This is a genomic window from Streptosporangium sp. NPDC005286 (assembly GCF_040607515.1).
Lineage (GTDB): Bacteria > Actinomycetota > Actinomycetes > Streptosporangiales > Streptosporangiaceae > Streptosporangium.
In genome coordinates this window covers 1-25535 of the sequence record NZ_JBEXGU010000101.1, presented here as the reverse complement: position 1 = coordinate 25535, position 25535 = coordinate 1, and the positions used below count along the sequence as shown (strand labels likewise).

At 70.3% G+C, this 25535-nt stretch carries 20 protein-coding genes; 6 read left to right on the top strand and 14 right to left on the bottom strand.

Going from position 1 to position 25535, the window contains the following annotated elements:
- Nucleotides 1-143: 143 nt before the first annotated feature.
- Genes pyrF through ABZU75_RS29865 form a run of 3 tightly spaced genes read left to right on the top strand, consistent with a single transcriptional unit; the run spans nucleotide 144 to nucleotide 2766 of the window.
- Nucleotides 144-971: an orotidine-5'-phosphate decarboxylase gene (pyrF, locus tag ABZU75_RS29875; protein ID WP_355561215.1), complete on the top strand. Its 828-nt coding sequence runs from the start codon at nucleotides 144-146 to the stop codon at nucleotides 969-971.
- Entirely contained in the window at nucleotides 965-2011 is a 1047-nt protein-coding gene (locus tag ABZU75_RS29870) for a hypothetical protein (protein ID WP_355561212.1), read from the top strand. Before pyrF ends, ABZU75_RS29870 begins: the two co-directional genes overlap by 7 nt.
- On the top strand, nucleotides 2005-2766 hold the full coding sequence (locus ABZU75_RS29865) for an alpha/beta fold hydrolase (RefSeq protein WP_355561209.1): 762 nt from the start codon (nucleotides 2005-2007) through the stop codon (nucleotides 2764-2766). Before ABZU75_RS29870 ends, ABZU75_RS29865 begins: the two co-directional genes overlap by 7 nt.
- 60 nt (nucleotides 2767-2826) lie before the next feature.
- On the opposite strand, the gene ABZU75_RS29860 is transcribed toward ABZU75_RS29865, so the two are convergent.
- Nucleotides 2827-3984 carry a winged helix DNA-binding domain-containing protein gene (locus ABZU75_RS29860; RefSeq protein WP_355561207.1) on the bottom strand — a complete coding sequence of 386 codons (1158 nt, stop codon included), beginning with the start codon at nucleotides 3982-3984 and terminating at the stop codon, nucleotides 2827-2829.
- An 11-nt stretch (nucleotides 3985-3995) separates the two neighbouring features.
- Complete coding sequence (locus ABZU75_RS29855) at nucleotides 3996-5207, bottom strand: cytochrome P450 (protein ID WP_355561202.1); 1212 nt, start codon at nucleotides 5205-5207, stop codon at nucleotides 3996-3998.
- Between the two features lie 176 nt (nucleotides 5208-5383).
- Here ABZU75_RS29855 and ABZU75_RS29850 point away from each other — a divergent pair, with 176 nt between their 5' ends.
- A complete protein-coding gene (locus tag ABZU75_RS29850; protein ID WP_355561199.1) occupies nucleotides 5384-7918 on the top strand; it encodes a prolyl oligopeptidase family serine peptidase in 2535 nt (844 codons plus the stop codon).
- On the top strand, nucleotides 7915-11040 hold the full coding sequence (locus tag ABZU75_RS29845; RefSeq protein ID WP_355561196.1) for an amino acid adenylation domain-containing protein: 3126 nt from the start codon (nucleotides 7915-7917) through the stop codon (nucleotides 11038-11040). Before ABZU75_RS29850 ends, ABZU75_RS29845 begins: the two co-directional genes overlap by 4 nt.
- On the opposite strand, the gene ABZU75_RS29840 is transcribed toward ABZU75_RS29845, so the two are convergent.
- From ABZU75_RS29840 to ABZU75_RS29785, 12 genes are all read right to left on the bottom strand, one after another.
- On the bottom strand, nucleotides 11011-12444 hold the full coding sequence (locus ABZU75_RS29840) for a hypothetical protein (RefSeq protein ID WP_355561193.1): 1434 nt from the start codon (nucleotides 12442-12444) through the stop codon (nucleotides 11011-11013). The two genes, ABZU75_RS29845 and ABZU75_RS29840, sit on opposite strands and share 30 nt — an antisense overlap.
- A gap of 217 nt (nucleotides 12445-12661) precedes the next feature.
- Nucleotides 12662-13540, bottom strand: a complete 879-nt coding sequence (locus ABZU75_RS29835; protein WP_355561190.1) for a neutral zinc metallopeptidase — start codon at nucleotides 13538-13540, stop codon at nucleotides 12662-12664.
- A gap of 133 nt (nucleotides 13541-13673) precedes the next feature.
- Nucleotides 13674-13937, bottom strand: a complete 264-nt coding sequence (locus ABZU75_RS29830; protein ID WP_355561188.1) for a hypothetical protein — start codon at nucleotides 13935-13937, stop codon at nucleotides 13674-13676.
- 36 nt (nucleotides 13938-13973) lie between these two features.
- Entirely contained in the window at nucleotides 13974-14450 is a 477-nt protein-coding gene (locus ABZU75_RS29825; RefSeq protein WP_355561246.1) for an aromatic-ring-hydroxylating dioxygenase subunit beta, read from the bottom strand.
- Between the two features lie 5 nt (nucleotides 14451-14455).
- Nucleotides 14456-15664 carry a Rieske 2Fe-2S domain-containing protein gene (locus ABZU75_RS29820; RefSeq protein WP_355561185.1) on the bottom strand — a complete coding sequence of 403 codons (1209 nt, stop codon included), beginning with the start codon at nucleotides 15662-15664 and terminating at the stop codon, nucleotides 14456-14458.
- Between the two features lie 444 nt (nucleotides 15665-16108).
- Nucleotides 16109-17317, bottom strand: a complete 1209-nt coding sequence (locus ABZU75_RS29815) for an FAD-dependent oxidoreductase (RefSeq protein ID WP_355561182.1) — start codon at nucleotides 17315-17317, stop codon at nucleotides 16109-16111.
- Nucleotides 17314-17508, bottom strand: coding sequence for a ferredoxin (locus tag ABZU75_RS29810; protein WP_355561179.1), 195 nt, complete (start codon nucleotides 17506-17508; stop codon nucleotides 17314-17316). The genes ABZU75_RS29815 and ABZU75_RS29810 overlap by 4 nt, the downstream gene beginning before the upstream one ends.
- A 168-nt stretch (nucleotides 17509-17676) precedes the next feature.
- The gene (locus ABZU75_RS29805) at nucleotides 17677-19437 is read right to left on the bottom strand and encodes a thiamine pyrophosphate-binding protein (protein WP_355561176.1); all 1761 of its coding nucleotides are present in this window, start codon (nucleotides 19435-19437) and stop codon (nucleotides 17677-17679) included.
- 39 nt (nucleotides 19438-19476) lie between these two features.
- Nucleotides 19477-20922: an aldehyde dehydrogenase family protein gene (locus ABZU75_RS29800; protein ID WP_355561173.1), complete on the bottom strand. Its 1446-nt coding sequence runs from the start codon at nucleotides 20920-20922 to the stop codon at nucleotides 19477-19479.
- A 181-nt stretch (nucleotides 20923-21103) separates the two neighbouring features.
- Nucleotides 21104-22177 (bottom strand): ABC transporter substrate-binding protein, encoded by a 1074-nt coding sequence (locus ABZU75_RS29795; protein WP_355561171.1) that lies wholly within the window; start codon nucleotides 22175-22177, stop codon nucleotides 21104-21106.
- Nucleotides 22174-23034 (bottom strand): ABC transporter permease, encoded by an 861-nt coding sequence (locus tag ABZU75_RS29790; RefSeq protein WP_355561168.1) that lies wholly within the window; start codon nucleotides 23032-23034, stop codon nucleotides 22174-22176. The genes ABZU75_RS29795 and ABZU75_RS29790 overlap by 4 nt, the downstream gene beginning before the upstream one ends.
- Nucleotides 23031-23933, bottom strand: a complete 903-nt coding sequence (locus tag ABZU75_RS29785; RefSeq protein WP_355561165.1) for an ABC transporter ATP-binding protein — start codon at nucleotides 23931-23933, stop codon at nucleotides 23031-23033. Before ABZU75_RS29785 ends, ABZU75_RS29790 begins: the two co-directional genes overlap by 4 nt.
- Nucleotides 23934-24406: 473 nt before the next feature.
- Between ABZU75_RS29785 and ABZU75_RS29780 the strand changes: the two genes are divergently transcribed.
- Complete coding sequence (locus ABZU75_RS29780; RefSeq protein ID WP_355561162.1) at nucleotides 24407-25387, top strand: hypothetical protein; 981 nt, start codon at nucleotides 24407-24409, stop codon at nucleotides 25385-25387.
- Nucleotides 25388-25535 lie beyond the last annotated feature (148 nt).

Here is a 25535-nt window from a genome sequence, read left to right as displayed (position 1 = left end):
ACCCCTTTACGATGTAGATCAAGAAGCGGCGAAATCCCCGCTCCCCATCGCGGGCGCGGTGCGGAGCGGGGATTTTACTCGCTGGAACCTCAACGGCGAGTGGACGCCGGGCGCGCGCGGGCTCGGTTGTGTGCAATGACCCCATGGCTGTTGTACCGATATGGACTGACCTGCTGCAGAACCGATCCGCCCTCTGCCTGGGACTCGCCCCCTCCCCCAAGTGGCTGGAGGCGTGGCGGATGCCCGGCGACGTGGGCGGGGCCCGGCGAATGTGCGCGACGGTGCTGGAGGCCGCGGGCGAGCAGGTGGCCGTCTACCGGATCCAGGTGCCGTTCTTCACCCGGTTCGGCACCGCGGGCACCGCCCTGCTGCGTGACGTCGTCGACGGCGTGCACGAGCGGGGCTCGCTGGCGGTGCTGGACGCGAAGGTGTGCGACGCCGACGACACGATGGACTCCTACGCCGACCTCTACCTGGGGCCCGGCAGCGTGCTGCGCGGGGACGCGGTGACGGCGAACCCGTTCATGGGCTTCGGCTCCCTCGGCCCGCTGCTGCGCCGGGCCCGGGACAGCGGAACGCTGGTCATGGTGCTCGTACGCACCTCCAACCACGCGGCCGGCGGGGTGCAGTGCGCCATGACCGGCTCGCGCACCGTCGCCCAGCGCACCGCCGACGAGGTGCGGGAGTGGAACGACGAGCACGGCGTGGCGGCGGCGGCCGTGGTCGGGGCCGCCGCCGAGGAAGCCCGCGACCTGGTGGCCCGCATGCCTTCCGCGGTCGTGGAACTGCCTGGCCTGGGCAGGGCCGGACGCGACACCCGCGACCTCGTCGCCGTCGCCGCCGGCGCGCCGGGGCGGGCCGTGCTGCCGGTCACCACCGGGGTGCTGCGGCACGGACCTGACGTCGCCGCGCTGGAGGCGAGCATCGCGGCCTGGCGGAAGGAGATCGGCGCGGGGGTCCCGGCATGCTGATCGAACTGCGGCCCGGCACCTCCGCCGAGGTCGCCGAGGAGGTGGCGGCGCGGGCCGGGGCGCACGAGGACGTCACCGCCTGGCCGGTGCACCTGGCCGGAAGGGTGTTCGTCGTGGTGAGCGGCGACGAGTCCCTCGCCTGCGTACCCGCCTCGCCCGCCGTGCTGGCCCGCCGCCCCACCCCCGACGGCCACTGGCTGGTACGGCGCGACAGCGGCGTGGCCGCGCGCGAGGTGACGATCGGCGGCCCACCACTGTCCGGCCCGCCGGAGGCTCCTCGGGAGGCCGGAGTGGTCGGGGGGCCGAGGCTGTGGTGGGCGGCGGGACCGTGCGCGCTGGAGTCGACCGAGGACGCGGTCGAGACGGCCCTGGCGGTCAGAGCGCAGGGGGCGCACGCGCTGCGGGCCGGGCTGTCCAAGACGCGCAGCAGCCCCTACCACTTTCCCGGCAGAGGCCTGCGGGGCCTGGAGGCGCTCGCGGAGATCCGGCGTGCGGCGGCCATCCCGGTGATCACCGAGGTCTGTGACCCGCGCGAGGTGGCGGCCGTCGCTGAGGTGGCCGACTGCCTGCAGGTGGACGGGCGGCAACTGGACAACCGGCCGCTCCTGGCCGAGCTGGGTGCCCAGCGGCGCCCTGTGCTGCTGATGCGGGGGCCACGGGCGAGTCTGGACGACTGGCTGCGGGCCGCGGAGTTCGTCTTCACCCGGGGTAACAGTGCCGTGGTGCTCTGCGCGGGCGCCACCGGGACACCGCAGCAGCCCGGCTTCGGGGCGATCACCGCGCTGCGCGCCCGTACCGAGCTGCCCGTGATCTTCGATCCCAGCCACAGCACCCGCTCGGCCTCGCTGGTGGCACCGGCCGCGCTGGCGGCCTCGGCGTACGGCGCGGACGGGCTGCTCATCGAGTCGTGCACGAAGCCCGAGCGGCTGTATCGCCCCGGCGACGCGGCTCACATGTTCCCCCCCGAATCCCTGGCGGACCTGGTCGCCACCTGCGAGCGGGTCCGGGACTCCGCACGATCCCTGGAGGTCTCGTGGTGACCGCTCGCCTGACCACCGCGAGCTGGCTGGTACCGCTGCGGCGGCCGGAACGGCCTCGCGCTCGGCTGGTCTGCGTGCCCAACGCGGGAGGCGGCGCCACGACGTTCCGCGGCTGGGCCGGCTTGCCGGCCGACGACGTGGAACTGTGGGCGGTGCGCTCTCCTGGCCGGGAGACCCGCATCGGGGAGAAGCCGCCGCACCGGCTGTCGATGATCGTCGATCCGGTGATCGACGAACTGTCGCGCCTGGCCCCGCTGCCGTTCGCGCTGTTCGGGCACAGCATGGGCGCGCTGGTGTCGTTCACCACGGCGCGGCGGCTGCGCTCGCGCGGGCTGCCGGGCCCGGGGCGGCTGTTCGTCTCCGGCTGGAACGCCCCCCAGATCCGCGACGGCACGCCGCGGCTCGGGCAGCTCTGCGACGAGGACCTGATGCGAGTGCTGCACCGGCTGGACGGCATCCCCCCGGAGGTGATCGGCAACGCGGAGCTGATGAGCCTCGTCATGCCGGTGCTCCGTGCCGACCTGAACGTGGCGGAGTCCTACGTCCACGAGGACGAGCCGCCGCTGGCCTGCCCGATCTCGGTGTTCGGCGGGATCGGGGACCCGACGACGACGGCCGGCGGGCTGGGCGCGTGGAGCGCGCAGACGGGGTCGGCGTTCCGGCTCCGGCTGCTGCCTGGCGGGCACTTCTTCATCCACACCCAGCGCCGGTCGGTGCTGCGTGCGATCCGGGAGGACCTCGGCGCCTGCCGATGAGCGAAGGCCGCGACCGAACCGCCGCCCGGGGCCCCGGGCGGCGGGGCCCGTGTGGCGGACTCAGCGTTTCCTGCCGGTGAGCCTGCCCATGGACAGGGTGGCCTCAGCGCCGTAGAAGCGGCCGACACGCTCGGCCTCCCGCTCCAGCTCCTCGCTCCGGCCGGAATCGAGTTCGACGAACGACTCGACCTTGATCTCGACCTTGCCGCCCTTCTCCCTGCGCTCCCACATGCCGGACACGACCCCGTCGACGAGCATGATCTGGTGGGCGACCGCGCCCTCGTACCTGCCCCGGCCGTGCTCGAAGACGCGTCCGGCGGTGTCCTTGGGCACGACGACCTCCTTGGGACCGCTGCCCAGGACGTACGCCTCGTACTGCGGCAGCAGTCGCAGGCAGCTCGCCTGTGACGGCCAGCGGCTCTCGTCGGCGGCGAGGACGTACGCCTTGCGGCCCTCGACCTCGACCTGGACGATCTCGTCGCCGAGCGACTCCAGCGCCTCGCGTGCCTCGGGTGGCCTGAGCGCGAACCAGCGGGCCAGGTCCTGGTGGGTGGCGGGACCGTACGCGCACAGGTAGCGGCGGATGATCTCCATCGCCGACTCCTCGGGGTCGGGCTGGTCACCGAGCTCGACCTTCAGCCCCGCCCACCGGTCGGGCCTGACGTAGGTGACCTTGGCGCCCCGTACCGGCCCGAAGCAGAGCACGCCGAGGTAGGCCACCGGACGCAGCAGCTCGCCCCAGTTGGAGGCGAGCCTGTCCTTGGCCCAGGCGCCGACACGGCCCGATACCTCCCCGGCCAGCTCCTCGCGGGTCAGGCACTCGCCGTCCAGTGCCTGGCGGACCGCGTCGACGAACGACTCGCCCTGTTCGGCGGTCAGCTCGTGGTGGGCGTGCCAGCTGCCCTTGGCACGCCAGTAGGGCTTCCAGCGCATGGCCGCCAGCCACAGAGCCAGCTCGTCGGCGGCGTGCACGTGCAGGGTGCCGCGCAGGCTGTAGGTCTTGACGAGGCGCTTGTCGTCGTACAGCTCCGCGCGGACCTGCTCGCGGGTGGCGTCCCTCACCCGTGACCCGATGGCCAGCTCGGCCGCGGCGGCGACCTGCGCCTGCACCCCGCACACGTCACGCACGGGTTTCCGCAGGTCGCCGGAGACGGGTTTCACGAGATGGTGGCGGGCCAGCCGCCGCGCGTGGACCTGATCCCAGGTGAGTGAGTTCATGGCCTCCGCTTCTACCCCATGGGGTGGAGCCGAATCTGGACGTGCTTGACGCCGTTGATGACCGGGGAGCGCAGGTAGTCGGGCGGCCCGAGCAGTTCGGCCGCCGACACCGAGGTCGCGAGCTCGTCCAGGAAGACGGTGAGCTCCAGCTCGGCGAGGGCGGCGCCCAGGCAGAAGTGCGGCCCGGAGCCGAACGCGACGTGCCCGTTGCGTGAGCCGCGGGGGCGCCCGATGTCGAACACCTCCGGCGCGTCGAACACCCGCTCGTCGCGGTTGGCGGAGGTGTGCCAGATGACGACGTCCTGGCCCGGATGGATGGTCTTGCCGTGCAGCTCGGTCTCGCGGGCGGCGCGGCGCAGCACGTGGCGGCTGGGCGAGGTCCAGCGCAGCAGCTCGCCGACCGCGTTGGGCACCAGCTCGGGCTCCTTGCGCAGCCGCTCCCACTGGTCGGGGTGCTCCATGAGGGCCAGCAGCCCTCCGACCGCGGCATGCCGGGTGGTCTCGTTGCCGCCGAGCATCAGCACGTCGAAGAAGAGCAGGCACTCCTCCTCGCTGAGCACTCCCGCGTCCTGGGAGCGGGCCAGCAGGCTGACGATGTCGTCGCCGGGTGAGGCGCGCCGCCGCTCCACCAGGCCCTGGCAGTAGAGCAGGAGCCGGCCGTGCGCCTGGGCGGCGTTGGCGCGCACGTCGGAGGTCAGCTGGTACTCGCTGTCGTGCGAGCCGAACGCGGTGGAGGTGAGGCTGAGCATCAGGTCCCAGTCCTGGCGCGGCACGTCCAGCAGCGCGGAGATGCCCGCGACCGGCAGGGCCGCCACGACCTCGGCGAAGTCGCACTCACCCCGCTCCAGCGCGTCGGCGAACACGTCCCTGACGACCGAGCGCAGGTATGGCTCCAGGGCGGCGATGGCCCGGGGCGTGAAGCACTTGTTGACCAGCTTGCGCAGCTCGGTGTGGCGGGGCGGATCGGTCGTGTTGATCATCTTTCCGGATCCCTGGTCACCGGTGTTGCGGTGCGGGCCGAGGGTGTTGGTCTGGTTGGAACTGAAGGTCCGGGGGTCCTTCTGCACCTTCACGCAGTCCTCGTAGCGGGTGACCGACCAGAAGCCCGGCTCCCTGCCCTCGGGGTTCCAGTACAGCGGGTCGTGGTCGCGCAGCCGGCGGAAGACCTCGTGGGGTCTGTCTCCGACGTGTAGATCGGCGTCGGCCAGATCGACATCGGTCATTTACGAACCTCCCATTCCTCAGAGAAATTTCCGGCAGCTGTCATCTCGCCGGCGGGATGGCACTGATTTAAGCGGCGGGATGGTCCGATTAAGGCGAAGGCGGGATTATAAGCCGCCCACCGGAGGGCCGCTCGGGCGTTTTTCCGCGTTTCCGATGACGTGGTTATCGTCCTCCCATGGTGCTACGTGTCAAGCTCGTCCTGTCATTGCTCACGGCCGCCGCCCTGGTGGGAGGCGCTTCCCCACCGGTGGAGCAGCCTGTCGCGGTGCGGGCCCCCGGGCCGTTCACGATGCGGGACTTCCTGACCACGAAGAAACTCGGTCAGGTCGTCCCGTCCCCCGACGGTAAATCAGTGGCGGCGGTCGTGAAACGTGGTCCGAACGAGTCGAGCAGATATGGCGCATCATTTGTCGATGGAAACGAGCGCGCCGACATCTGGATAGCGGACGGCGCGGGACCGGCCCGTGACGTGACGCACGGGGCGAAGGACGGCACCGGTCACTACAACCCGGTCTGGTCGCCCGACGGGCGCATGCTGGCCTTCGCCTCCACCCGGGGCGGCGACGACGTGTTCCTGCACGTGTGGGACCGCGAGAGCGGCGAGATCCACAAACTGACCCCGCGCGGGGTGCAGACGATGACGAACGCCTCCGGCTACCTGATCCAGTGGCTGGACTCCCGGCGGGTGATCGCACCGATGGTGAACCCCGGCCGCTGGTCGCTGGAGTACGGGCAGTGGCTGGAGGCTCAGCGTGCCGCCCCGAAGGAGTGGGCCAAGGTCGAGCGCGGCAAGGAGGACACCGCCTCCGTGCTCGACAGCTCCACCGCCGGCAGGGCGGGCACGCTGGACGAGGAGATCGCCGTCATCGACGCCGTCACCGGCAAGATCACCTCAGCGGGGCCGGCCCGCACCTACACGGCGGGCAACCTGGTCGCCGACCCGACCGGGCGGCGCATCGCCCGGGTGGACGACCTCGGCCCCACCCCCGCACGCGCCGGACAGCTCAAGCGCGTCCTGGAACGGCGTACCCGGCTGGCGATCGCCTCCGCCGCCGGCGGGCAGCCACGCGTGGTGACCGAGGTGCCGAGTCCCTCGGTCACCGTGCAGCCCCGCTGGGCCGCCGACGGCGCCAACCTGCTGGTCGTCGGCAAGGCCACGCCGAAGACGCCCGACCCGTTCACCGCCTACCTGGTGCCCGCCGCCGGCGGGAAGGCCGCACCGCTGGCCGCCGACCGGCTGGTGGCCACCGGCCTGCTCTGGGGCGCGGGCACCCCGCTGGTGCGCGGTACGCAGGTCGCCGATGCCGCCGATCCGGCGGCCCGCCAGGACTGGTGGGCGTTCGACCCGGCCGATCCCGCCGCCAAGCCGCGCGACCTGACCTCGCGGTTCAAGGTCCCCCCGCTGGAGCTGGTGCCGGTGGCCGGCGGCGTGCTGGGCGTGGCCGACGGGCGCGCCTGGCTGATCGACCCGCGTACCGGGCAGGCCCGCGACCTGAAGGCCACCGGCGCCGCCCCGCTGGCGGAGCTGGCCTGGCCGCTGGACGACGGTGTCAGGCGCAACGGCGTACGCCCCACCGACCGGGGCGGTGCCGAACCGGCCAACCCCCGGCTCGACCGCGACTTCCCCCTGGTGCTGGCGCGTGACACCAAGGGCGGCCTGTACGAGCTGGCGCCCGGCGCCGCACCGGTGCTGACCCCGCTCCCGGCGCCGCACCCCGAAGCGGGCGTCGCCGGGTACTCCCCCGCCAACCGCACCGCGGTCTTCGGCGCGGGCGGCGACCAGGGCACCGCGCTGTGGACCACGCACGCCGGCCGCCACACCCAGCGGATCTCGCTGAACGGCCATCTCGCCCAGGTGCTCCCCCCGCAGCGCAGGCTCGTCACCTACAAGGGCGCGGACGGGGAGAAGCTGACCGGCGCGCTGCTGCTGCCACCGGGCCACCGTGACGGGCAGCGTCACCCGCTCGTGGTCAACGTGTACGGCACCCGGATCGTCTCGACCCTGAAGGACGTGCCGGAGTTCCAGGTCAACAACCCGAGCTACCTGACCCTGCAGTTCCTGGCCGCAGGCGGCTACGCCGTGCTCGTCCCGTCGATCCCCCGCCCCGAGGGCAGGGCGGCGGCCGAGCCGATGACCTGGCCCACCAAGCCGATCATGAACGCGGTGGACGCCGCGATCGACTCGGGGGTGGCCGATTCCAAGCGGCTGGCGGTGATGGGGCACTCCTTCGGCTCCTACAACGTGCACAGCCTCGTCACCCAGACCGACCGGTTCGAGGCGGCGATCGCGATCTCCGGCTTCTCCGACGTGATCAGCAGCTACGGCGTGTTCGACTCCCGCTTCCGCTACACGCCGCGCGCGCAGGAATGGTTCGCGCCGGCCTACATCGAGGACCCGGCCTTCGAGTTCGGGCTGGGCAAGCCCCCGTGGGAGGACCCGCAGCGGTACGTGCGCAACAGCCCGCTGCTGCACGCGGGCAAGATCAAGACTCCGGTGCTCATGCTGCACGGCGAGCGTGACTACCTGACCCACACCGGCTCCGAGGAGATGTACACGGCGCTGGCCAGGCAGGCCAAGAAGGTGCGGCTGGTCAGCTACTGGGGCGAGGCACACATGCCGTACTCGATGGTCTCGCCCGCGAACTTCCAGAGCATGATCGAACAGGAGCTGGACTGGCTCCGGCTGAACCTGCCCGGGAGCGAGCGGTGAGGCTCTTCTCGCCCGTCCAGGAGCGGGCCTGGCTGGAACATCTGCTCGGCGATGTCGCGCCCGGCGGGATCTCCCTGCGGCTGCGGCTGACCGGCCCCCTCGACGAGGCGGCACTGGGCGCGGCGCTCGGCGACCTGGCCGCGCGGCACGAGGTGCTGCGCTGGTCCCTGCCCACCCGGGGCGACGGGCCACGCCCGGTGGTCTCGGCCGGGGTCCTGCCCGCCCCGCGGGCGGTGCCGGTCGAGCCCGAGAAGCTCGGCGCGACGCTGGCCGAGCTGGAGTCCCGGCCGTTCGACCTGGTGACGGGGCCGCTGGCCCGCGTCTCGCTGCTGGCGCTCGGCCCGGCGGAGCACGTGCTGGTGCTGCGCGCGCACCCGTGCGTCACCGACGAGGGCTCGGCCGCCGTACTGGCCGCCGACCTAGCCGAGTTGTACCGGGCAAGGGCCGAGGATGACTCCCCGCGCTTGCCCGAGCCGCCCTCCGCCCCTGCCGAGAGGGACGCGGACGCCGGCAGTGGAAGGTTCTGGCGTGCGGCACTGCGGGAGGTGCCGCCGCTGGAGGTGGCCACCGACCGTCCCCGCCCCGGGCGCCGTTCCGGCGCGGGCGGGGCACACCACTTCGAGGTGGCCGTACCGGCCGGGCTGGGTGACCCTCCGCTCGCGGTGCTCACCGCGTTCACCGCGCTGCTGTCCCGCTGCTCGGGCCAGGAGCGCTTCACGATCGGCCTGCACTCCCCCGGCCGCGTCTCGGGGCCGCTCGGCGGGGAGCCGAACGAATTCTCCGGGACAGTGGGGCCGCTGGATGACTTCCTCCCGGTGCGCGTGGACCTGTCCGGCGACCCCGACCTCGCCGCCCTCTCCGCCCGCCTGGAGCGGGCCGTCGGCGACGCCCGGCGGCATCGGCTGCCACTGCAGGACGTGGTCGCCGCCGTCGCCCCGCCCCGCACCCCCAGCCGGGGCGCGCTGTTCGACGTGACGTACGGCGTCGTGCCCCATCCCGTCACGCACGAGGCGGCGGGACTGCGCCTGGAACCGCTCGACGCCCTGGACGCCGTCACCCCGTGGACGGCCCGCGACCTGGACCTGCGTCTCGCCACGGAGGCGTCGGGCAGGGGCCGCGAGGGCGGGGACAGCGGTGACCGGCCGCGTGCTCCCCTCGCCGGGAACGGCGGGGCGGCCCTTCCCGAAGGCGGCGATGAGCGGCTGCGGGCGACCCTCACCTACGCCGTCGACGTCTTCGACCACGCCACGATCCAGCTGATGGCCGCCCGCCTGATCCGGCTGCTCGGTGAGATGTCCCGCTTCCCCGCCCGGCCGGTGCTCGACCTGCCGCTGGACGAGTGCTCCGGTCCTCTTACCGGCCCACCGGTGACCGTGGACCCGGACTCCACCCTGGCCGTACTGATCGCCGCGCAGGCCGGGCGCACCCCCGACGCGACGGCGGTGGACGGCGACGACGGGCGGCTCACCTACCGCGAGCTGGACGAGCGCGCCCGGGAGCTGGCCGACCGGCTGGCCGCCGAGGGGGTGGGCCCAGGCACGGTGACCGCGATCTGCCTGCCCCGCTCGGCCCGCCTGGTCACGGTCGTGGCCGGGGTGCTGTACGCGGGCGGCGCGTTCCTGGCGCTCGACCCGGCCCAGCCTGCCGCCAGGCTGGAGTACCTGCTGTCCGACGCGGCGGCGGCCGTCCTGGTGAGCACCGGGGAGATCCTTCGCGAACTGCCGCGGAGCGGGGGGCGCCGCCTCGACCTCGACCTGAGCGACCAGGGCGTGACCGCCCCGGTCAGCCCCGCCGGGCCGCGCGACCTCGCGTACATGATCTACACCTCGGGCTCGACCGGCCTGCCCAAGGGGGTGCTGCTTGAGCACTCCGGCGCGTGCAACCTGGTCACGGCCCTCGCCCCCGAGCTGGGCATCGGCCCCGGCACGCGACTGCTGCAGTTCGCACCGCCGACCTTCGACGCCTGGGTCTGGGAGGTGTTCACCACGCTGACCTCCGGCGGCACCCTGTGCGTACCGGAGGCCGGGAACATCCTCGTCGGCCGGGCGCTGAGCAGGTGCCTGTCCGGGCGCGAGGTGAACGCCGTGCTGCTGCCCCCCTCGGTGATCGCGACGCTGCCCGGCGACGACCCGCTGCCGGACCTTCGGGTGCTGGTGACCGGTGGCGAGGCGTGCCCTCCCGAACTGGTCGAGCGCTGGGGCACCGGCCGGCGCATGGTCAACGCCTACGGGCCGACCGAGGCGACCGTCATCGCGACCCTGGCCGACTGCTCGCCCGGCGAGGGCGTACCGCCGATCGGACTGCCCATCGCGGGGACGTACGCGCTGGTGCTGGACGCCGCGGGCCGTGTGGTGCCACGGGGCGTGCCCGGCGAGCTGCACGTCGGCGGCGCGGGCCTGGCCCGCGGCTACCACCGGCGACCCGCGCTGACCGCCGAACGCTTCGTGCCCCTCGCCGGGCCGCTTCCCCCCGCACCGGGCCGGCCTCCGGTGCCTGGCGGGCGGCTCTACCGGACCGGCGACCTGGTGCGGCAGCGCCCCGACGGCCGCCTCGACTTCATCGGCCGGGTGGACCACCAGGTCAAGCACCGTGGCTACCGGATCGAGCTCGGCGAGATCGAGCAGACGCTACGCGCCTGTCCCGGTGTGGACGACGCGGCGGTGACACTGGAGGACGACCAGCTGGTGGCCTACGTGTCCGTCCCCATACCCGCCTCCGCTTCCGGGCCGGTGACGGCGAAGGACGCCAGGGCATGGGCGGCCGGGCGGCTGCCCGGCTACATGGTGCCGGGGACCGTGCACGTGCTGGACGAGCTACCGCTGACGAGCGCGGGCAAGATCGACCGTCGCCGGCTGGCCTCCTCGGCCGCCCGCGCCGGGAGACGCACGGACGAGCCACGTGACCGGTTGGAACTGGAGGTGCTGGAAGCCTTCCGGCGGGTGCTGGACAACCATCGGGTCGGCCCGCACGACACCTTCTTCGAGGCGGGCGGCGACTCGCGGCTCGCGGTGACACTGCTGGACCGCCTCCGTGACGGCCTGCGCAGACCGGTGGCGGCCCGCCTGCTGTGGGAACACCCAACGGCCACGGGCTTAGCCTCGGCGTTGCGCGACCCCGGATAGATCCCCTTTCGGAAGCCCGCGTTCGTGAAACTCCTTCGGCCTGTCCAGGGCCGAGCCGCATGGGGACGGGTACGGGTGCCGCCATCGGAAGCCGTCCGGGGGGATGAGCGCCTCAAGATGCTCACGTACCTGCGGCACCACGGCCTTGAGGTATCGGGTCGGGGTGACGGCGGGGTTTTCCGCAGCGAGCGTTACCAGGGCCTCCGCACTCGACAGGAGGGTGTAACGGCGGGAGCGGCGGTTGTGGAACACGAAGTTGGGCCTGCTCCATCTCCATGACGACTTACCGGCGTTTCTACTCCGTGCGGCGGTGACGACGATGCGGCCGCCCTTACGCCAGTCGTCGCCGTGCCAGGCGTCCAACCACACCCGGTGCCCGTCATAGATCCATTTCACATCCCACGCATGCCCGTGCAACACCTCCGCGTATCCGGAGAACGCGGCGGGGTGGGGTGGACGAGGTTCGCCCGCCTGCGGCGCGGCGGCGGGTGAGGGCTCTTCTTGCCGGTAGCGGACGTACTCATCGGGGTAGGCCGCCCTCAGCCTCTGCGCCAAGGGGCTGTGAACCTGCTGGAACAGCCGTAGGTCGTGTGCGCGGCGGAGCCTGCCGCGTTCCATCAGGCGAGTGCGCAGGTGGGTGAGGAAGGTGAGCTTGGGGGCCCAGTCCTCGACGGACGCGTCGTGCCGGGTATCGATCAGGTACCGGTCGGGAACGGCGAACCATGCCCGGATGTTGCGCTCTTCGGTTTCGAGGCCGATCTGCTCGAAGGTTTGAGAGCCCAGTTCGACCAGGGCGTCATACCAGCGGGCCAGCACAGCGGGATGCCTCAGCTCGTCGGCGTCCGCGCGTCCTTGGACATCCTGGGCGGCCAGGTCGCGAAACCGCTCATCGCTCAGACGCAGAAGCCGTTCGGCCCCGGGGCTGAGGCATTCGTCGCCGGCGATGCCACTCAGGCGGCGCAGCTCGTCGAGCATCGAATCGGTCTCCTGGGGATGGGCGTCTTTGAGCCGCTGCAGTGCGGTGTCCCGCACACGGCCGTCCACCGGCCGGTCCACCGATGTGGTCACGATGAACTGTGCCTCTCGGCGACGCTGGCGGATCCTGGCCAGTCGCCGGTCCGCGCGCAGGGTGTCGGGGTGCTCGATCCCGAAAGTGATCATCTTGCTCCACCACGAAAGCTGGTGGTTGCCCTCCTGGACGGTGAGCACCTCCTCCCACATCGCGCGCACGCCGGGGGCCGACAGCCACTGGGTGACACCGGCGGGAACACGATTGAGGATCGCCTCCGCGACGGCCAGCAGACTGCAGGCGTGGTCGTCCTGGCCGTAGCGGGTGCTCAACTGCTCGGGGGTGATCCGCGGATCGAGTGTCGCAGCATCGACCAGCCGCATTACGTTGTCCATACCACCCTCGCAGAGGTCGGCCACCACCCGGCGTCATGTCATTCTGATACGAGATGCTGACGTTCGGTGAGCATTTGGTATGGCCAACCCAGAAGAGGCCGCTGACCGCCCCGTTGTCACTGCCCAGTAGCGACCCGGTCAGCCGGAAAGCGCGCGTGACACAGAGCCGATGGATCACCCCTGGACGTGCACCGCTCAGGCCACGGGCGACCAGATATCAGAGGCTGCCGGAGAAGGTGTCGCAGCGCGCGGGGGCACCGGTTCGGTATCCGGTGGTGAACCACTTGACTCGCTGTCGCGAGCTGCCGTGCGTCCATCCTTCCGGATCCACCCTGCCCTGGGCGCGCTCCTGGATCCGGTCGTCGCCGACCGCCGCGGCCGCGTCCAGGGCTTCCTGGATGTCGGCGTCGGTGAACGGCCGTTCGTAGAACCCGGTGTCGATGGCGTTCTTCGCCCACACCCCGGCATAGCAATCGGCCTGCAACTCCAGCCGGACCGAGGCGCTGTCGGCCCCTTTCCTGTCGTTGCCGACCCGCCTGGTGGTCCCGATCAGGTTCTGCACATGATGTCCGTACTCGTGAGCGATCACGTACGCCTGGGCGAACGGGCCGCCCTTGGCGCCGAAGCGGCTCTGCAGCTCCTCGAAGAAGCCGAGATCGATGTAGATCCGGCGGTCGGCCGGACAGTAGAAAGGGCCGACGGCCGAGCCCGCGCGGCCACACCCTGTGGTCACGGCCCCGCTGAACAGGATGGTTCTCGCGGTGCGGTAGGGCTCCTTGCCGCGCTCGGTGAAGGCGTCCTGCCAGTACCGCTGGACGCTGTTGACCACACCCACCACCCGGCACTTGTCCGACTGGTCGGCGTCGCTCCCCTTCTTGCACTGGGCTCCCAGGTTCGAGGCCGGGCTCGGGTCAGCGGGTCGTGAGCCGCCGCCGTTCAGCAGCTCGGCCGGGTTGACCCCGAAGAATACGGCCGCGGCCAGCGCGATGATGCCGATCAGGCCCCCGCCGACCGCGATTCCACCGCCGGACAGACCGCCACCGCCCCGGTCTTCCACCTGGGAGGCGTCGAGATCCACATCGTCACGGAAATCCATCACAGTCACTTTTCTCTGGGAGTGCCTGCCGTGACTTCATTGTGCCGTGATCACCTCCAGCGGCGACAGCCGTACCCCCGCCGAGCCGGGACGGCCGGCTGCTCACGCCCCCCCTTGACCGCCAACGCGAAAGCTAGTCCGACACGATCAGGTTCGGATCCGCCAGGGACTGCATCACATCGTCGGACATGTAGACCAACGCCTGGAGCACGAGCGGATCGATGTAGCGGGCCTGGCCGGACGTGATGTCTTTCAGGACTGCTCTGCGCACGCGCCCTGACGTGTCGACCGATATCTCGATGGAGGCGAACTCGTTGCCGACCACCACTCCGTCGACGAAACCAGCGAGCGGCTCGGCGCGGCTGTCTCTCCGCTTCGAACCGTTGAGGTCAGTCATGGCATACCCCACGTCCGGTGTCTCGTTCAACGTCGATCAGATCAGGAACGTCATGTTGCCCAGCCGTTCGTCGGCGTCAAGCAACATCACTTTCTTCCGGCGCAGCTTGAAACCCGACGGCGAGCGCCACAGCGTGTAGTGGCAGCGAGCGGCGTAGACCGACTTGCGGCCCAGCCGCAGCTCGACCATGATCGTCCGGGCCGTGACCTCGACGGTCCCGTCCTCGCCGTCCGGGTTCACGACGCGGATGTTCCCGACCACCCGGGACACCTTCGAGCGGGGCTCCTGCGAGTGAGCCCCTCCGGTCGTCAGCCGGAAGCAGCGTTCCTCGAGACGGGCGCGATCGTCGTAGATGATCGAGACGTGCTTCGCCGGGTCGTAGTCGTCGAGATTGCACGGCACCCAGTAGGTGCACTGGTCGTCCCACAACGCGAGCCACTCGTCATACGCGTTCGCATCCGCCAGCTCGGCCTCGAGGAACAGGAACTCGGTCACATCGCCGAGCAGGGCCATGTCGGTCACTGCGCCGCTCCTTCGGTGTGCGCGACGATGTCGGCGGCCGCCGCGGGACCGTCGCTCATGGCGCGCAGCCACGCACCCATCTGGGCGCGCTGCGGCACCTCGTCGGTGACGTTGCCGACCAGCGAGCCGTCCTCCTGAGGTTCGACCGTCAGCCCGCGCGCGAGGACCAGCCACGGGATGTGGTCGGCCTGAAGCCCGATCTGGTTGCGCTCGAAGATCTCGGTGTCATCGGGGGTGCCGAAGCTGGCAACGCCGCTGAACCACTCGAAGGAGCGGATCCTCTCCGTGTTGACGGAATCCGGAACACCGTCCAGCATCGCCGGATAGCTCATCACCTCGGTGCGTCCCGCGGCGAGCGGGCGGACGACGCGTACCTGGGACCCGATCAGCTGCAGGTTCGGCCAGACGTGGATGTGCACGTCGCGGGAGCGGCGGATCACCTCGGGCGCGTCGTCTCCGTACGCCTCGGTCATCAGGCTCATGTACTCACGGCCGTCGGCGGTGTCGGGGATACCGGCGGCGATCGACGTGTTCGACGCGGCCCCGACGACGACCTTGTCCTTCCCGGTCAGGTCCAGCCGGCAGTGACCGTTGCCCAGGTCCCAGCTCTCGTTCGACGACTTGTCGGAGTTGCCGGCGCCTCGTTTGTACGAGGCGCCCTGCTTGCGCTGGCGCAGGTCGAGGACCGTCTTGTGGGTGAAGTTGGTGTGATAGCCGTCCATGCCCACGAACTTCCAGTTGCCCCAGAACATCGACTTGGACGTTCCCGCCGACAGGCTCACGGTGCCCTGAGGCGACGCCTTGACGAAGTCCTCCAGGTAGCCGGCGGCCTTGCCCAGGTGTTCGGCCAGCGTGGGGCCTTCCTCGGCCATTGAGGCGAAGACGAACCCCGAGGCGGACCCGACGCGGGGGACCCGGCCGAGGCCGAGCGTGCTCTTGTCGAAGTCGTCGCCGTATCGGGACGGGTACGGAACGCCGACCAGGTCGCCCGAGGAATTGTACGTCCAGCCGTGGTAGGGGCAGCGGAAGAAGGAGGCGTTGCCGTACTCCTCCATGCACACGGCGGCACCGCGGTGCCGGCAGCGGTTGAAGAAGACGCCGATCTCACCGTCGGCGCCACGCGAGACGATGAGCTGCTTCTCGCCGATCCACTTCGTGCAGTAGTCGCCCGGCTGCGGAATCTCCGACTCGTGCGCCACGAACACCCAGTAGCGATAGAAGATGTTCTCGAGTTCAGCTTTGTATATGTCTTCGCTCGTGAAGACCGCGGAGTGCACGCGGTCCGGCTGAATCAGTTCAGCGAAATGAGCCACAGCCCCAACCTTTCTCTCCCACATCCAGATCCTGTCCTCGGGAATGCCGCGTACCTCACGTCGGGATACCTTCCGGTTCCGAACCTCGTGGTTGCGGCGGCGCCTCGGCCGCTACCGCGCCCCGCTCCTCCGGCGCCAGGGGCCCGAACCGCCGACCGGCGAGGGGGCCTGCGGCGACACCGGAGCGGACGGGGCAGTAGCGTGTCCGGTCATGGACGCGACGGACTCATCAGCGTTCTCGCACGAGACGAGCGGGCTTCCGGCCTCACACGGCGGCCTACATGCTCATCCTGTACAAGAAGTAAGTGTATCCACTCTTCAGTGTACATACAATGCTCAATCTTCGAAGGTCGCCATGATCTCGTCCAGCGGAGTCCGCGCGGCCAGTGAGCGGCGCAGTGCGAGCAGCTGCGAAGGCGCGTTCAGAGCGAAGGCGCCGGCGAGGCCCCCATCGCGGACGTACAACGCGACCAGGCCGTCACCGGCCGCGTCGTCGAGGACGATCCGCACCTCGTCCTCAGCCCTCGGCCGACCGACGATCTGCAGCCGGCTGCCGTACTGATCCGACCACACGTACGGGACCGGCGAATAAGCGCGTGGACTGTCCGGGTGCACGATGTTCCACGCCACGACCCCCGCCTGTTCGACGGCGTTCGTCCAGTGCTCGATGCGCATCGGCTCGTCGTACAGCGCGTTCGGCCAGCGTGCGACGTCACCGGCCGCGAAGACATGCGGCGCGCTCGCGCGGCAGAACTCGTCGCAGACGACGCCGTCGGCCACGTCGAGTCCCGATTCGGCCAGCCAGGCCGTGTTGGGAATCGCACCGATGCCGACGACCACCACGTCACAGTCCAACGTCGTGCCGTCGTCGAGAACGACGCGCCGGCCGCCCGGGCCGTCGTCACCGACGTCGCTCACCGAGCGGCCCAGGACGAGCTGGACTCCCATGCTCTCGTGCAGCCGCGCGAGCCGCTTGCCGACGAGGTCGCCGAGAACCCGGCTGAGCGGAAACGCGTACGGCTCGACGACGGTGACGCTCGCCGACCTCACCGCCGCCGCCGCGGCCACCTCCGAACCGATGAAACCGGCTCCCACGATCACGACCCGGGCGGGCGCGTCGATGGCGTCGCGAAGGTTCAGGGCATCCCGTAACGTGCGCAGGTAGTGGACACCGGGACGCGCCGGCGCCGCGGGCAGCCTCCGGGGCGCGGAGCCCGTGGCGACGACCAGGTCGGAGTACCCGATCACGGCGCCGTCGGCCAGGCGCACCGTACGCGCGTCGACATCGAGACCGACGCCGCGGCAGCCCCGCCGCAGCTCGATCCGGGCCTTGTCCAGATCCGCCTGCGAGCGCAACATGACCGACTCGTCGCTCCCGCCCCCCGTGAGGATCTGCTTCGACAGCGCGGGACGGTCGTACGGGAGGTCCGAGCCCTCTTCGAGGATGGTGATGCTGCCCTCGAACGAGAGCCGGCGCAGCCCTTCCGCGGTCCGCACACCGGCGATGGAACCGCCGATGATCAGAACGTCGCTGCGGTCGGTCATCCGTCGACTCCGATGGCCTCCGCCGGGCAGGCGAAGGCCGCGGTGCGCGCACGCTCCTCGTCGGCCTGGTTCACCGCCCCGTCACCGATCAGCTGGGCACGGTTGTCGCCGCCCATGCGGAACAGATCGGGCGCGAGGGCGATGCACTCGCCGAACCCGCAGCACTTCTCCAACTCGATGTACAGCTTCACGAGAACTCCCTGATATTAGGTAGGTCGCGGCCGTGACAGCCTGACCTGGGCTGCCCTGAGCACCCGCCCCTCCGTCCGGCTCGGGCGCCGCTTCGGCCGGGCCGCCCGCCGGCGGCACGGCGAGGCGGCCGGCCGGGGGCCGCCGCCCGCCGCACCGCCGGGACACCATCAAGCCCGCCCGTAGCCGTACGGATTGACCCGGACGTCCACGACGACCGTGCCACCCGCGCCGACCTCGTCGAACGCCTTGGCGAGCATCGGTTGCAGCTCACTCGGGTCCAGGATCGGACCGTACGCCGTCAGCCCGTGGCCGCGGGCGATCGTCGCCAGGTCCGGGTCGGGGTCGCGCAGGTGCTGTCCCACGGTCCGGTTCTCGGCCGGGCGCGAGCGCCGCTCCGCGACCTGCTGCTGGTGTCCCTCGTCGTTGAAGTACGACCGGTTGTTAGCGACGATCACCAGCAGCGGCAGCCGGTAGTGGGCGGCGGTCCAGAGCGCCGAGCCGCCCATCAGGTAGTCGCCGTCTCCCAGCACGGCGACCGGCACGCGGCCCGTCCCGTCCAGGGCCAGCGCGGCCCCGACGGCGATACCGGGCCCGGAGCCGACACCGCCACCGCCGTCGCGGCCGAGATAGTCCAGCGGTTCGGAGAACAGCGCGTCCTCTCCGGACCATCCCAGCGGGAGCGTGGTGTAGCTGATCTTCCTGTCACCGGCGGCCTCGCGGATCGCCGCGGCGAGGTCGGGCATCAGGATGGGGTCGCCCTCGACCTCCGGGCGGCCGGCCGGCCGCGTCACCGGGAGCGCGGGAGGCCAGCCGGGCCGCTCGACCGGCGGGTTCCCGTCCAGCCGGGCCAGCAGGGCCGAGACCATCTGGTCCGCGCCCGCCGTGACCTCCAGATCCGAGGAGACCATCGCGAAGTGGTCCTTGGTCCACCCGTTGAGCAGGGCTCCCAGGTTCTTGCAGTGGACCACCTTGGGCCGCGGGCCGTCCCCGAACGCCGCGGTGAGGGTGCCCGAGAGCTCCGTCCAGTTCAGGCTGATGATCAGGTCGCTCTGGCGCACCAGCTCGGCACCGGTCCTGCTCAGCCGGCCCGCTCCGGGTTTGGCGGGGTGGCGCGGATGCTCGGTGGGGAAGGCGGCCGGCATGCGCATGTCGGTCAGGCAGCAGGCACCCAGCGCCTCGACCAGGGCCACCCGCCGGTTCCACTCCTCCTCGGTGCGGCCGGCTCGTCCCAGGAGGATCAGCGGCCGCTCGGCCGAGGCGAGCATCGCGAGGATCTCGCCGACCGTGCCCGCGTCCGGTGCGGGATCCGTGGGGGCCGGGTACCGCTCGGGCTCCGGGACCCCGACAGAGGCGTCGACCTCGCACTCCTGAATCTCGGAGTCGAGGCAGATGTAGACCGGGGCGGACGGCTCGGTCCGGGTGAGGCGGTACCCGCGCATCACCGACTCCAGCGCCGCCTGCACAGAGCCGGGCTGGTCGTCCCACTTCACGTAGTGGCGGACGATCGCCGCCTGGTCGGCGGACGTGTGGACCCAGTCGATCCACGGCCGGCGCTTCGCGGCGTCCAGCGGGCCGGTCGCCCCGATCAGGACCATGGGGGCGCGGTCGCAGTAGGCGTTGTAGATCGCCATCGCGGCGTGCATCAGGCCCACGTTGCTGTGGAGCCCGACGAGCATCGGCCGGCCGGTCACCTTGGCGTACCCCTGCGCGATGGCGACGGAGTGCTCCTCGTGCAGGCACACGATCATCTGCGGCCCGGTGTTGCCGAGGTAGTTCACCAGGCTGTCGTGCAGTCCCCGGTAGCTGGAGCCGGGGACCATGGCGATGTAGGGCAGGTCGAGACGGCTGAGCAGTTCCGCGATGGCGTCGCTGCCCCATTCCATGGGGGGCCGTTCGGTGATCGGCACGTTCAACCGTTCAGGCTTCACGGAGACTCCACTCGCATCTGCTCGGCAGCCGCCGTCCGCTCACACATGGACGTGCACCGTCTTCGTCTCGGTGTAGCTGAGCATCTCGTCGAAGCACTCCTCACGTCCGGTGCCGGAGTTCTTGAAACCGCCGAACCCGGTGCCGAGGAAGTGCCGCGACACGCCGTTCACCCAGACGTAACCGGCGCGGACGTCGCGCGCGGCCCGCATGGCCTGCTTCAGGTCGTTGGTCCAGATGGACGCGGTCAGGCCGTACTCGACGTCGTTGGCCAGCTCCATCGCCTCGTCGACGTCCCGGTAGCGGATCAGGGACATCACCGGGCCGAAGATCTCTTCCCGGAAGATGCGCATATCCCGGGTGACGTCGGCGAAGACCGTCGGGCGGATCCAGTAACCGCGCTCGAACTCGGGGCCTTCCGGGCGGGTGCCGCCGGCGACCAGGCGCGCCCCGTCCTCGATCCCCGCCTGGATGTAGCCGAGTGCCTTCTCGTACTGTGCCCGCGAGTTCATCGGGCCCGCACCGGACTCCTCGCTGGCGGGGTCGCCCTGGACGATCGCCTCGGCCTTCGCGACCACGCGCTCCAGGACCGCGTCGTAGAGCGAGTCCGGGAGCAGGATCCGGCTCATCGAGCCGCAGGACTGGCCCATCCAGGCGAAGTTCATGCCGGCGACCGCGTTCGCGGCGACCTGGTCGGGGTCGGCGTCGGGGAACACGATCATCGGGTTCTTGCCGCCCAGTTCCAGGCTGACGTGCTTGACGGCCACCTCGGCGGCCGCACGCTGGATCGCCAGCCCGGTCGGCACGGAGCCGATGAAGGAGATCCGCTTCACCAGCGGGTGGCGCACCAGCGGGACACCGGCGCCGGCTCCGTCGCCGGTCACGATGTTGACCACGCCGGGCGGCAGCGTCTCCCGCACGATCTCGGCGAGGACGGTGGCCGACAGGGGCGACTGCTCCGACGGCTTGATCACCACACAGTTGCCCGCCATGAGCGGGGCCCCGAACTTCGCGGCGAACAGGATCGGGTGGTTGAACGGCACGATCCGCCCCACCACCCCGTAGGGCTGGCGGACGGAGTAGTGCAGCGCGTCGGCGCTGGCGGGGATCGTCTCACCCTTGAGCTCGGTCCCGAGGCCGGCGAAGTACTCGATGCCGCGCACCGCGCTCGCGACGTCGTGGCGGAGCTTGGCGATGGTGTTGCCGGTGTCGCGGACCTCGATGTCGAGGATCCGCTTGCCCTCTTCCTTCAGGCGCTGCGCGTAGCCGCGCAGCGCGCCGGCGCGTTCGGTCATCGACAGTCCGGCCCACCCGTCGAAGGCCCCCGCCGCGGCCTCCACCGCCGCGTTCACATCCTCCGGTCCAGCGGCGGGCACCCGGCCGATGACCTCCTCGTTGGCCGGGTTCACCGACTCCAGCCAGTTCGAGGTCCGGCTCTCCACGAGTTCGCCGCCGATGAGCATCCGCCCATCAATGAATTCCGACACGTGCACTCCTTGCCTTCGCGTCAGCCATGTATCGGCCTGGGTCGCGTTCTCAGTTCGACGTCCTTGGCGGACGTCTCGGACAGTTGGGTCGACACGGCCGGCCCCGGGTCGTGGGTGTGGAGCCGACCCCACACCCACGACCGTTTCGGGTTGCCGTCGACGTCCGACCGCGGCGGATGACTCAGTTGGCGGACAGGTCCACGAAGATCTTGCGCCAGTCGTCCGGCACGGGCTGACCCGTCGCCTTCATGAAGGCGACCAGCCTCTCGGCGGACTCCTCACTGACCTCAGGCTGCTTGGCGATGGCACCGCCGTCGCGCTGGTCCTTGACACCCGACAGCACGGCGTCCTTGGGGCTGCCCTCGAACTTCTCCTTGTAGATCCACTCGTCGACCACCGCGGAGTTCTCGTAGACCTCCTTCTGCGCCTCCCCCAGAGCCTTCCTGAAGTCCGCCACGAGTTCCTTGTTGTTCTTGTAGAAGTCCGGGGTGACCGCGACGACCGACGTCAGGGTGTTGGTCAGCTCAGGCACCTCACCACCGCTGACGTTGACGAAGAGCTTCGCGTAGCCCTCCGACTCCGCCACCTGCGGGTAGGGCGAACCCATGCTGCCGGCGACGACCTTCTCGCTCTTGAGCCCGGCCAGGGTCCCCGAGGCGGAGCCCATCGAGTTCATCTTGAAGTCGTCCGCGGACAGGCCGGCCAGCTGGAACATGTACTTGGCCATGTAGCTGCTCGACCCCTGAGGGCTGGAGACGCCCCATGGCTTGCCGGCGAGGAACTTCATCTTGTCCTTCAGCGACGAGTCGTCCTTCAGACCGCTCTCCTTCCAGGCGGAGGCGGTGATGATGACCGACTCGGGGAATCCGTTCCCGACCTGCGCGATGATCGGGAACTCCTGGCCCTGCTGTAGGGCGGCCATCGGGTTCACCGACGAGGTGATCGCCATGTCGGTGCTGCCGCCGAGCGTCGCCTGCAGGCTCCCGCCGCCGTGGACCTCGATGAACTCCGCCTCGATGTTGTGCTTCTTGAGGATGCCGGTGCCCTGCGCGTACAGGATGGCCGAGTTCATGGTCGAGACGAACGGCGCCGCGATCCGGATCTTCCGATTGCCGGTCTTCGCATCCGCCGCGATCGTCTCGCCGCCACCGCCACCGCAGGCGGTCAGTGTCCCGGCCGCCAGCAACGCGCTCAAGGCGATACTCGTCAGCCGGCGCGTTCCCCGCATCCGGGCCTTGCTATCTGATCTGGTCATCCACGTGCTCCTTCACCTTGCCACAGCGCCACCTTGCGCTGAATTGCCCCCAAGACCGAGTCGATGGTCATCGCCGTGACCGTGATCGTCAGAACCGCGACGAGCACTCCCGCGGAGTCATAGCGCTGACCGGAATCAAGAGCCAGATGGCCCAGGCCCTGCGAGGACGCCACGAACTCGCCGACCACCGCGCCGATCAGCGCGACCGGGAACGCGACGCGCAGGCTGGTGAGCAGCCAGGTCGTCGCCGACGGCAGGTAGAGGCCGGTGATGATCTGGCGCTGGTTGGCACCCATCAGGCGCATCTGGTCGAGCAGGTTGTGGTCGATACGCCGGGTGGCGTTCCACACGTTGTAGAAGATCACCCACATGCAGGAGAACGCCGCGACGAACACCTTCATGGTGAGGTCGACGCCGACCCAGACCACGATGAGCGGTGACAGCATGATCTTCGGCATCGAGTAGAGCATGGCGGCGAACGGCGCGATGACCCGCGAGGTGGACTCGTAGATGCCGAAGAGCAGGCCCAGCGTGCTGCCGATCAGCGCGCCGATCGCGAAGCCGAGACCGCAGGCCTGCATGGTATAGGACAGGTGCGAGAGAAGCTTGCCGCCCTCCATGAACTCACCGAAGCGTTCGACGACCGTCGTCGGGCTTGAGATGATGAACACCGGAAGAAGCCGGCCGCTGGCGAACTGCCACGCCGAGCAGAAGACCACCACGATGGCGATCCGGATCCCCCAGAGCTTGGCCAGGTCGAGCAGCCGCTCCCGGCGTTGTTCCCGGTCCTGCACCGACTTGGCGGTACCGGACGCCCTCTTGGATGCCGACTCGGGCGCCACTGTCTCCGTCGTCATGAGATTCCCCTCCCGCTGCGAGTCGCGGCGGTCACGGCCTGGTCGTCATCGTGTTCCAGAGCGGGGTTGCTCAGCGCGACACCGTCCTCCGACAGGTTGCCGGCGATCGTCTTCCACAACCTGGCTTCGTGCACCGCGTACGCGGGCGTCTGCCGGAGCTCGACGGGCGAGACCCCGCGCGGGAGGTCCTCGAGCGTGTCGATCTGGTCGACGGTGCCCGGCGCTCCCGCCATGGCGACCACCTCGTCACCGAGGGTCAGCGCCTCGTTCAGGTCGTGGGTCACGAAGATCGTGGTGAGATCGGTTCCCTCGATCCGGGACTTCAGGAACTCCTGCATCCGCACCCGGAGCACCGCGTCCAGGGCGCCGAACGGCTCGTCCATGAGCAGCAGCGTCGGCTCGGTGACCAGGGTGCGCCCGAGTTGGACGCGCTGCCGCATGCCCCCGGAGAGTTCCCGCGGGTAGTGGTTGAGCCAGTCCCCCAGACCGACGCTCGCGGCCATCTCGGCCGCTCGCTCGCGACGCTCCGCCCGCGGCACACCCTTGATCTTGAGCGGCAGCGCGATGTTGCCCAGGACCGTCTTCCAGGGCAGCAACGTCTCCCGCTGCGTGACGTAGCCGATGCCCGGGTGGAGCTTGCGCCACTCCTTGCCGAGGTACCAGAACTGTCCGTTCGAGACCTTCAGCAGGCCCGAACACACGTGCAACAGCGTGGACTTGCCACACCCACTGGGCCCGACCACGCACACGAAGCGTCCCTTGGGCACGGTGAGGTTGACATTTACTACAGCGGGACGGATCACACCCTTGCCGGGGTAACGTACCGTCACATCCTTGAACTCCACCACGGGCGCCTCGGCGTTGCCTACGCCGGTGCCCGGAGGCGAAAAGTCGCCCAACTCTCAGTCCTCCTCAACCTGCCTCGTCTGCTTGAGCAGTCCGGGGACGTCTATCTGCGATACGGGTTCTGGTCATCTACAAACGGCCGCTGTCCTCGTGCTACGCGGTGCCGGCTGCCGGTGCGACCGTGTCATCGCTCGAACCGTAACGACCCGTGAGGCCTAGGTGTATACAGATTACTGACGCCGCAACGTGTGTCAATAGTTACGTCGAGATGACCCCCACGTCACGGGTAGAAGATCGGGCGGGCCTGCGAGACGAACGCCGAGGCCGGGGCCGGCGAGCCCGTACATATGACATGGCAGGCAACAAGCCGATCGCCTCCGGGCACAAGCCCCTCCCCACCCTCGTCCACCTGCACGAGGACGCGGCCCGCACCGAGCCGGCCGGGTGACCGTGGATCGGCCCTGGCAGCCAGTCATGGCGACTGTATACTCTCGCCGCTCAAGAGTTCCGAAATCGGAGGCCGGGAATGGCAATACAGCTGCGCGGCACGTTCTCGCTCAACCCTCGCGTGACGCCGCTCGTCGACGGCACCGTCCAGCCCAGGGGCATCGAGATCGCCTGGGAGCGTGGCAACGCGGGCGACCTGCACACGATGCATCTCCGCGACAGCGCGCACGACGTGTTCGAGTTCTCCATCTCGAACTTCATCGTCACCCGCGAACGTCCGAAGGACCTGTGGGACTGGGTGATGATCCCGGTCTATGCCAGCAAGGCCACCCTCGGACTGAACACGTGGGTGAACACCGGCGCGGGTATCGAGGGCGGCGCCGACCTGAGGGGCAAGAGGTTCGGAATCCCCGACTACACCATGACGGCGGGCCTCTGGTTCCGGGCGCAGCTTGAGGTGCTCTGGGGTATCGGCCCCCAGGACATCGAGTGGTACATCGGGCGGCAGGGCGAGGAAAGCCACGGCCGGCAGATGGGCTTCGAACTGAATCCGCCCAGCGGCGTCACGCTGCACTGGACCGGCGGCGGCGATGTGAACCGCATGCTCCAAACCGGGGAACTGGACGCCGCGTTCCCAGCGGGCGGGACCGCGATCGACACGTCGACGGGCAGGGTGGCGCGGCTCTTCCCCGACGGGGGCCGTCAGTTCATGGCGGACTTCAAGCGCAGGACCGGCTTCCTGCCCGTCAACCACGTCGTGCTCGTACAGCGGCGCCTCGTCGAGAAGGAGCCATGGGTGCCCGAGGCGCTTTTCGAGGCGTTCGAAGCCGCCAAGCAGGAGGCATACCGGCGAGACCGCAGGGCCGCCGGTGTTTTCCTCGACGGGAATGACGACATGGACTGGCAGGCGTCGGTCTTCGGAGCGGACCCGTTCCCGTATGGGTTCGCCGCCAACAAGGCGATGCTCGACATGGCCGCGAGGCAGTCGAACCTGGACGGACTGACGGTCACCCCTTGGGACGTCGAACAGTTCGTCGCGGAGAGCCTCCGCGGTACGTGAGCGTGGTCACGTACCGTCACGTCCGGGCCGCCGCCCCACCGGCGTCCTGCCCACGGCAGGGACCGGGGGGGGGCCGGTACGGGCCCACCCCCCGGGCCGCGACCCGCACCCGCGGGACATAGCCCACACCGGGGCCCCCCACAACAAC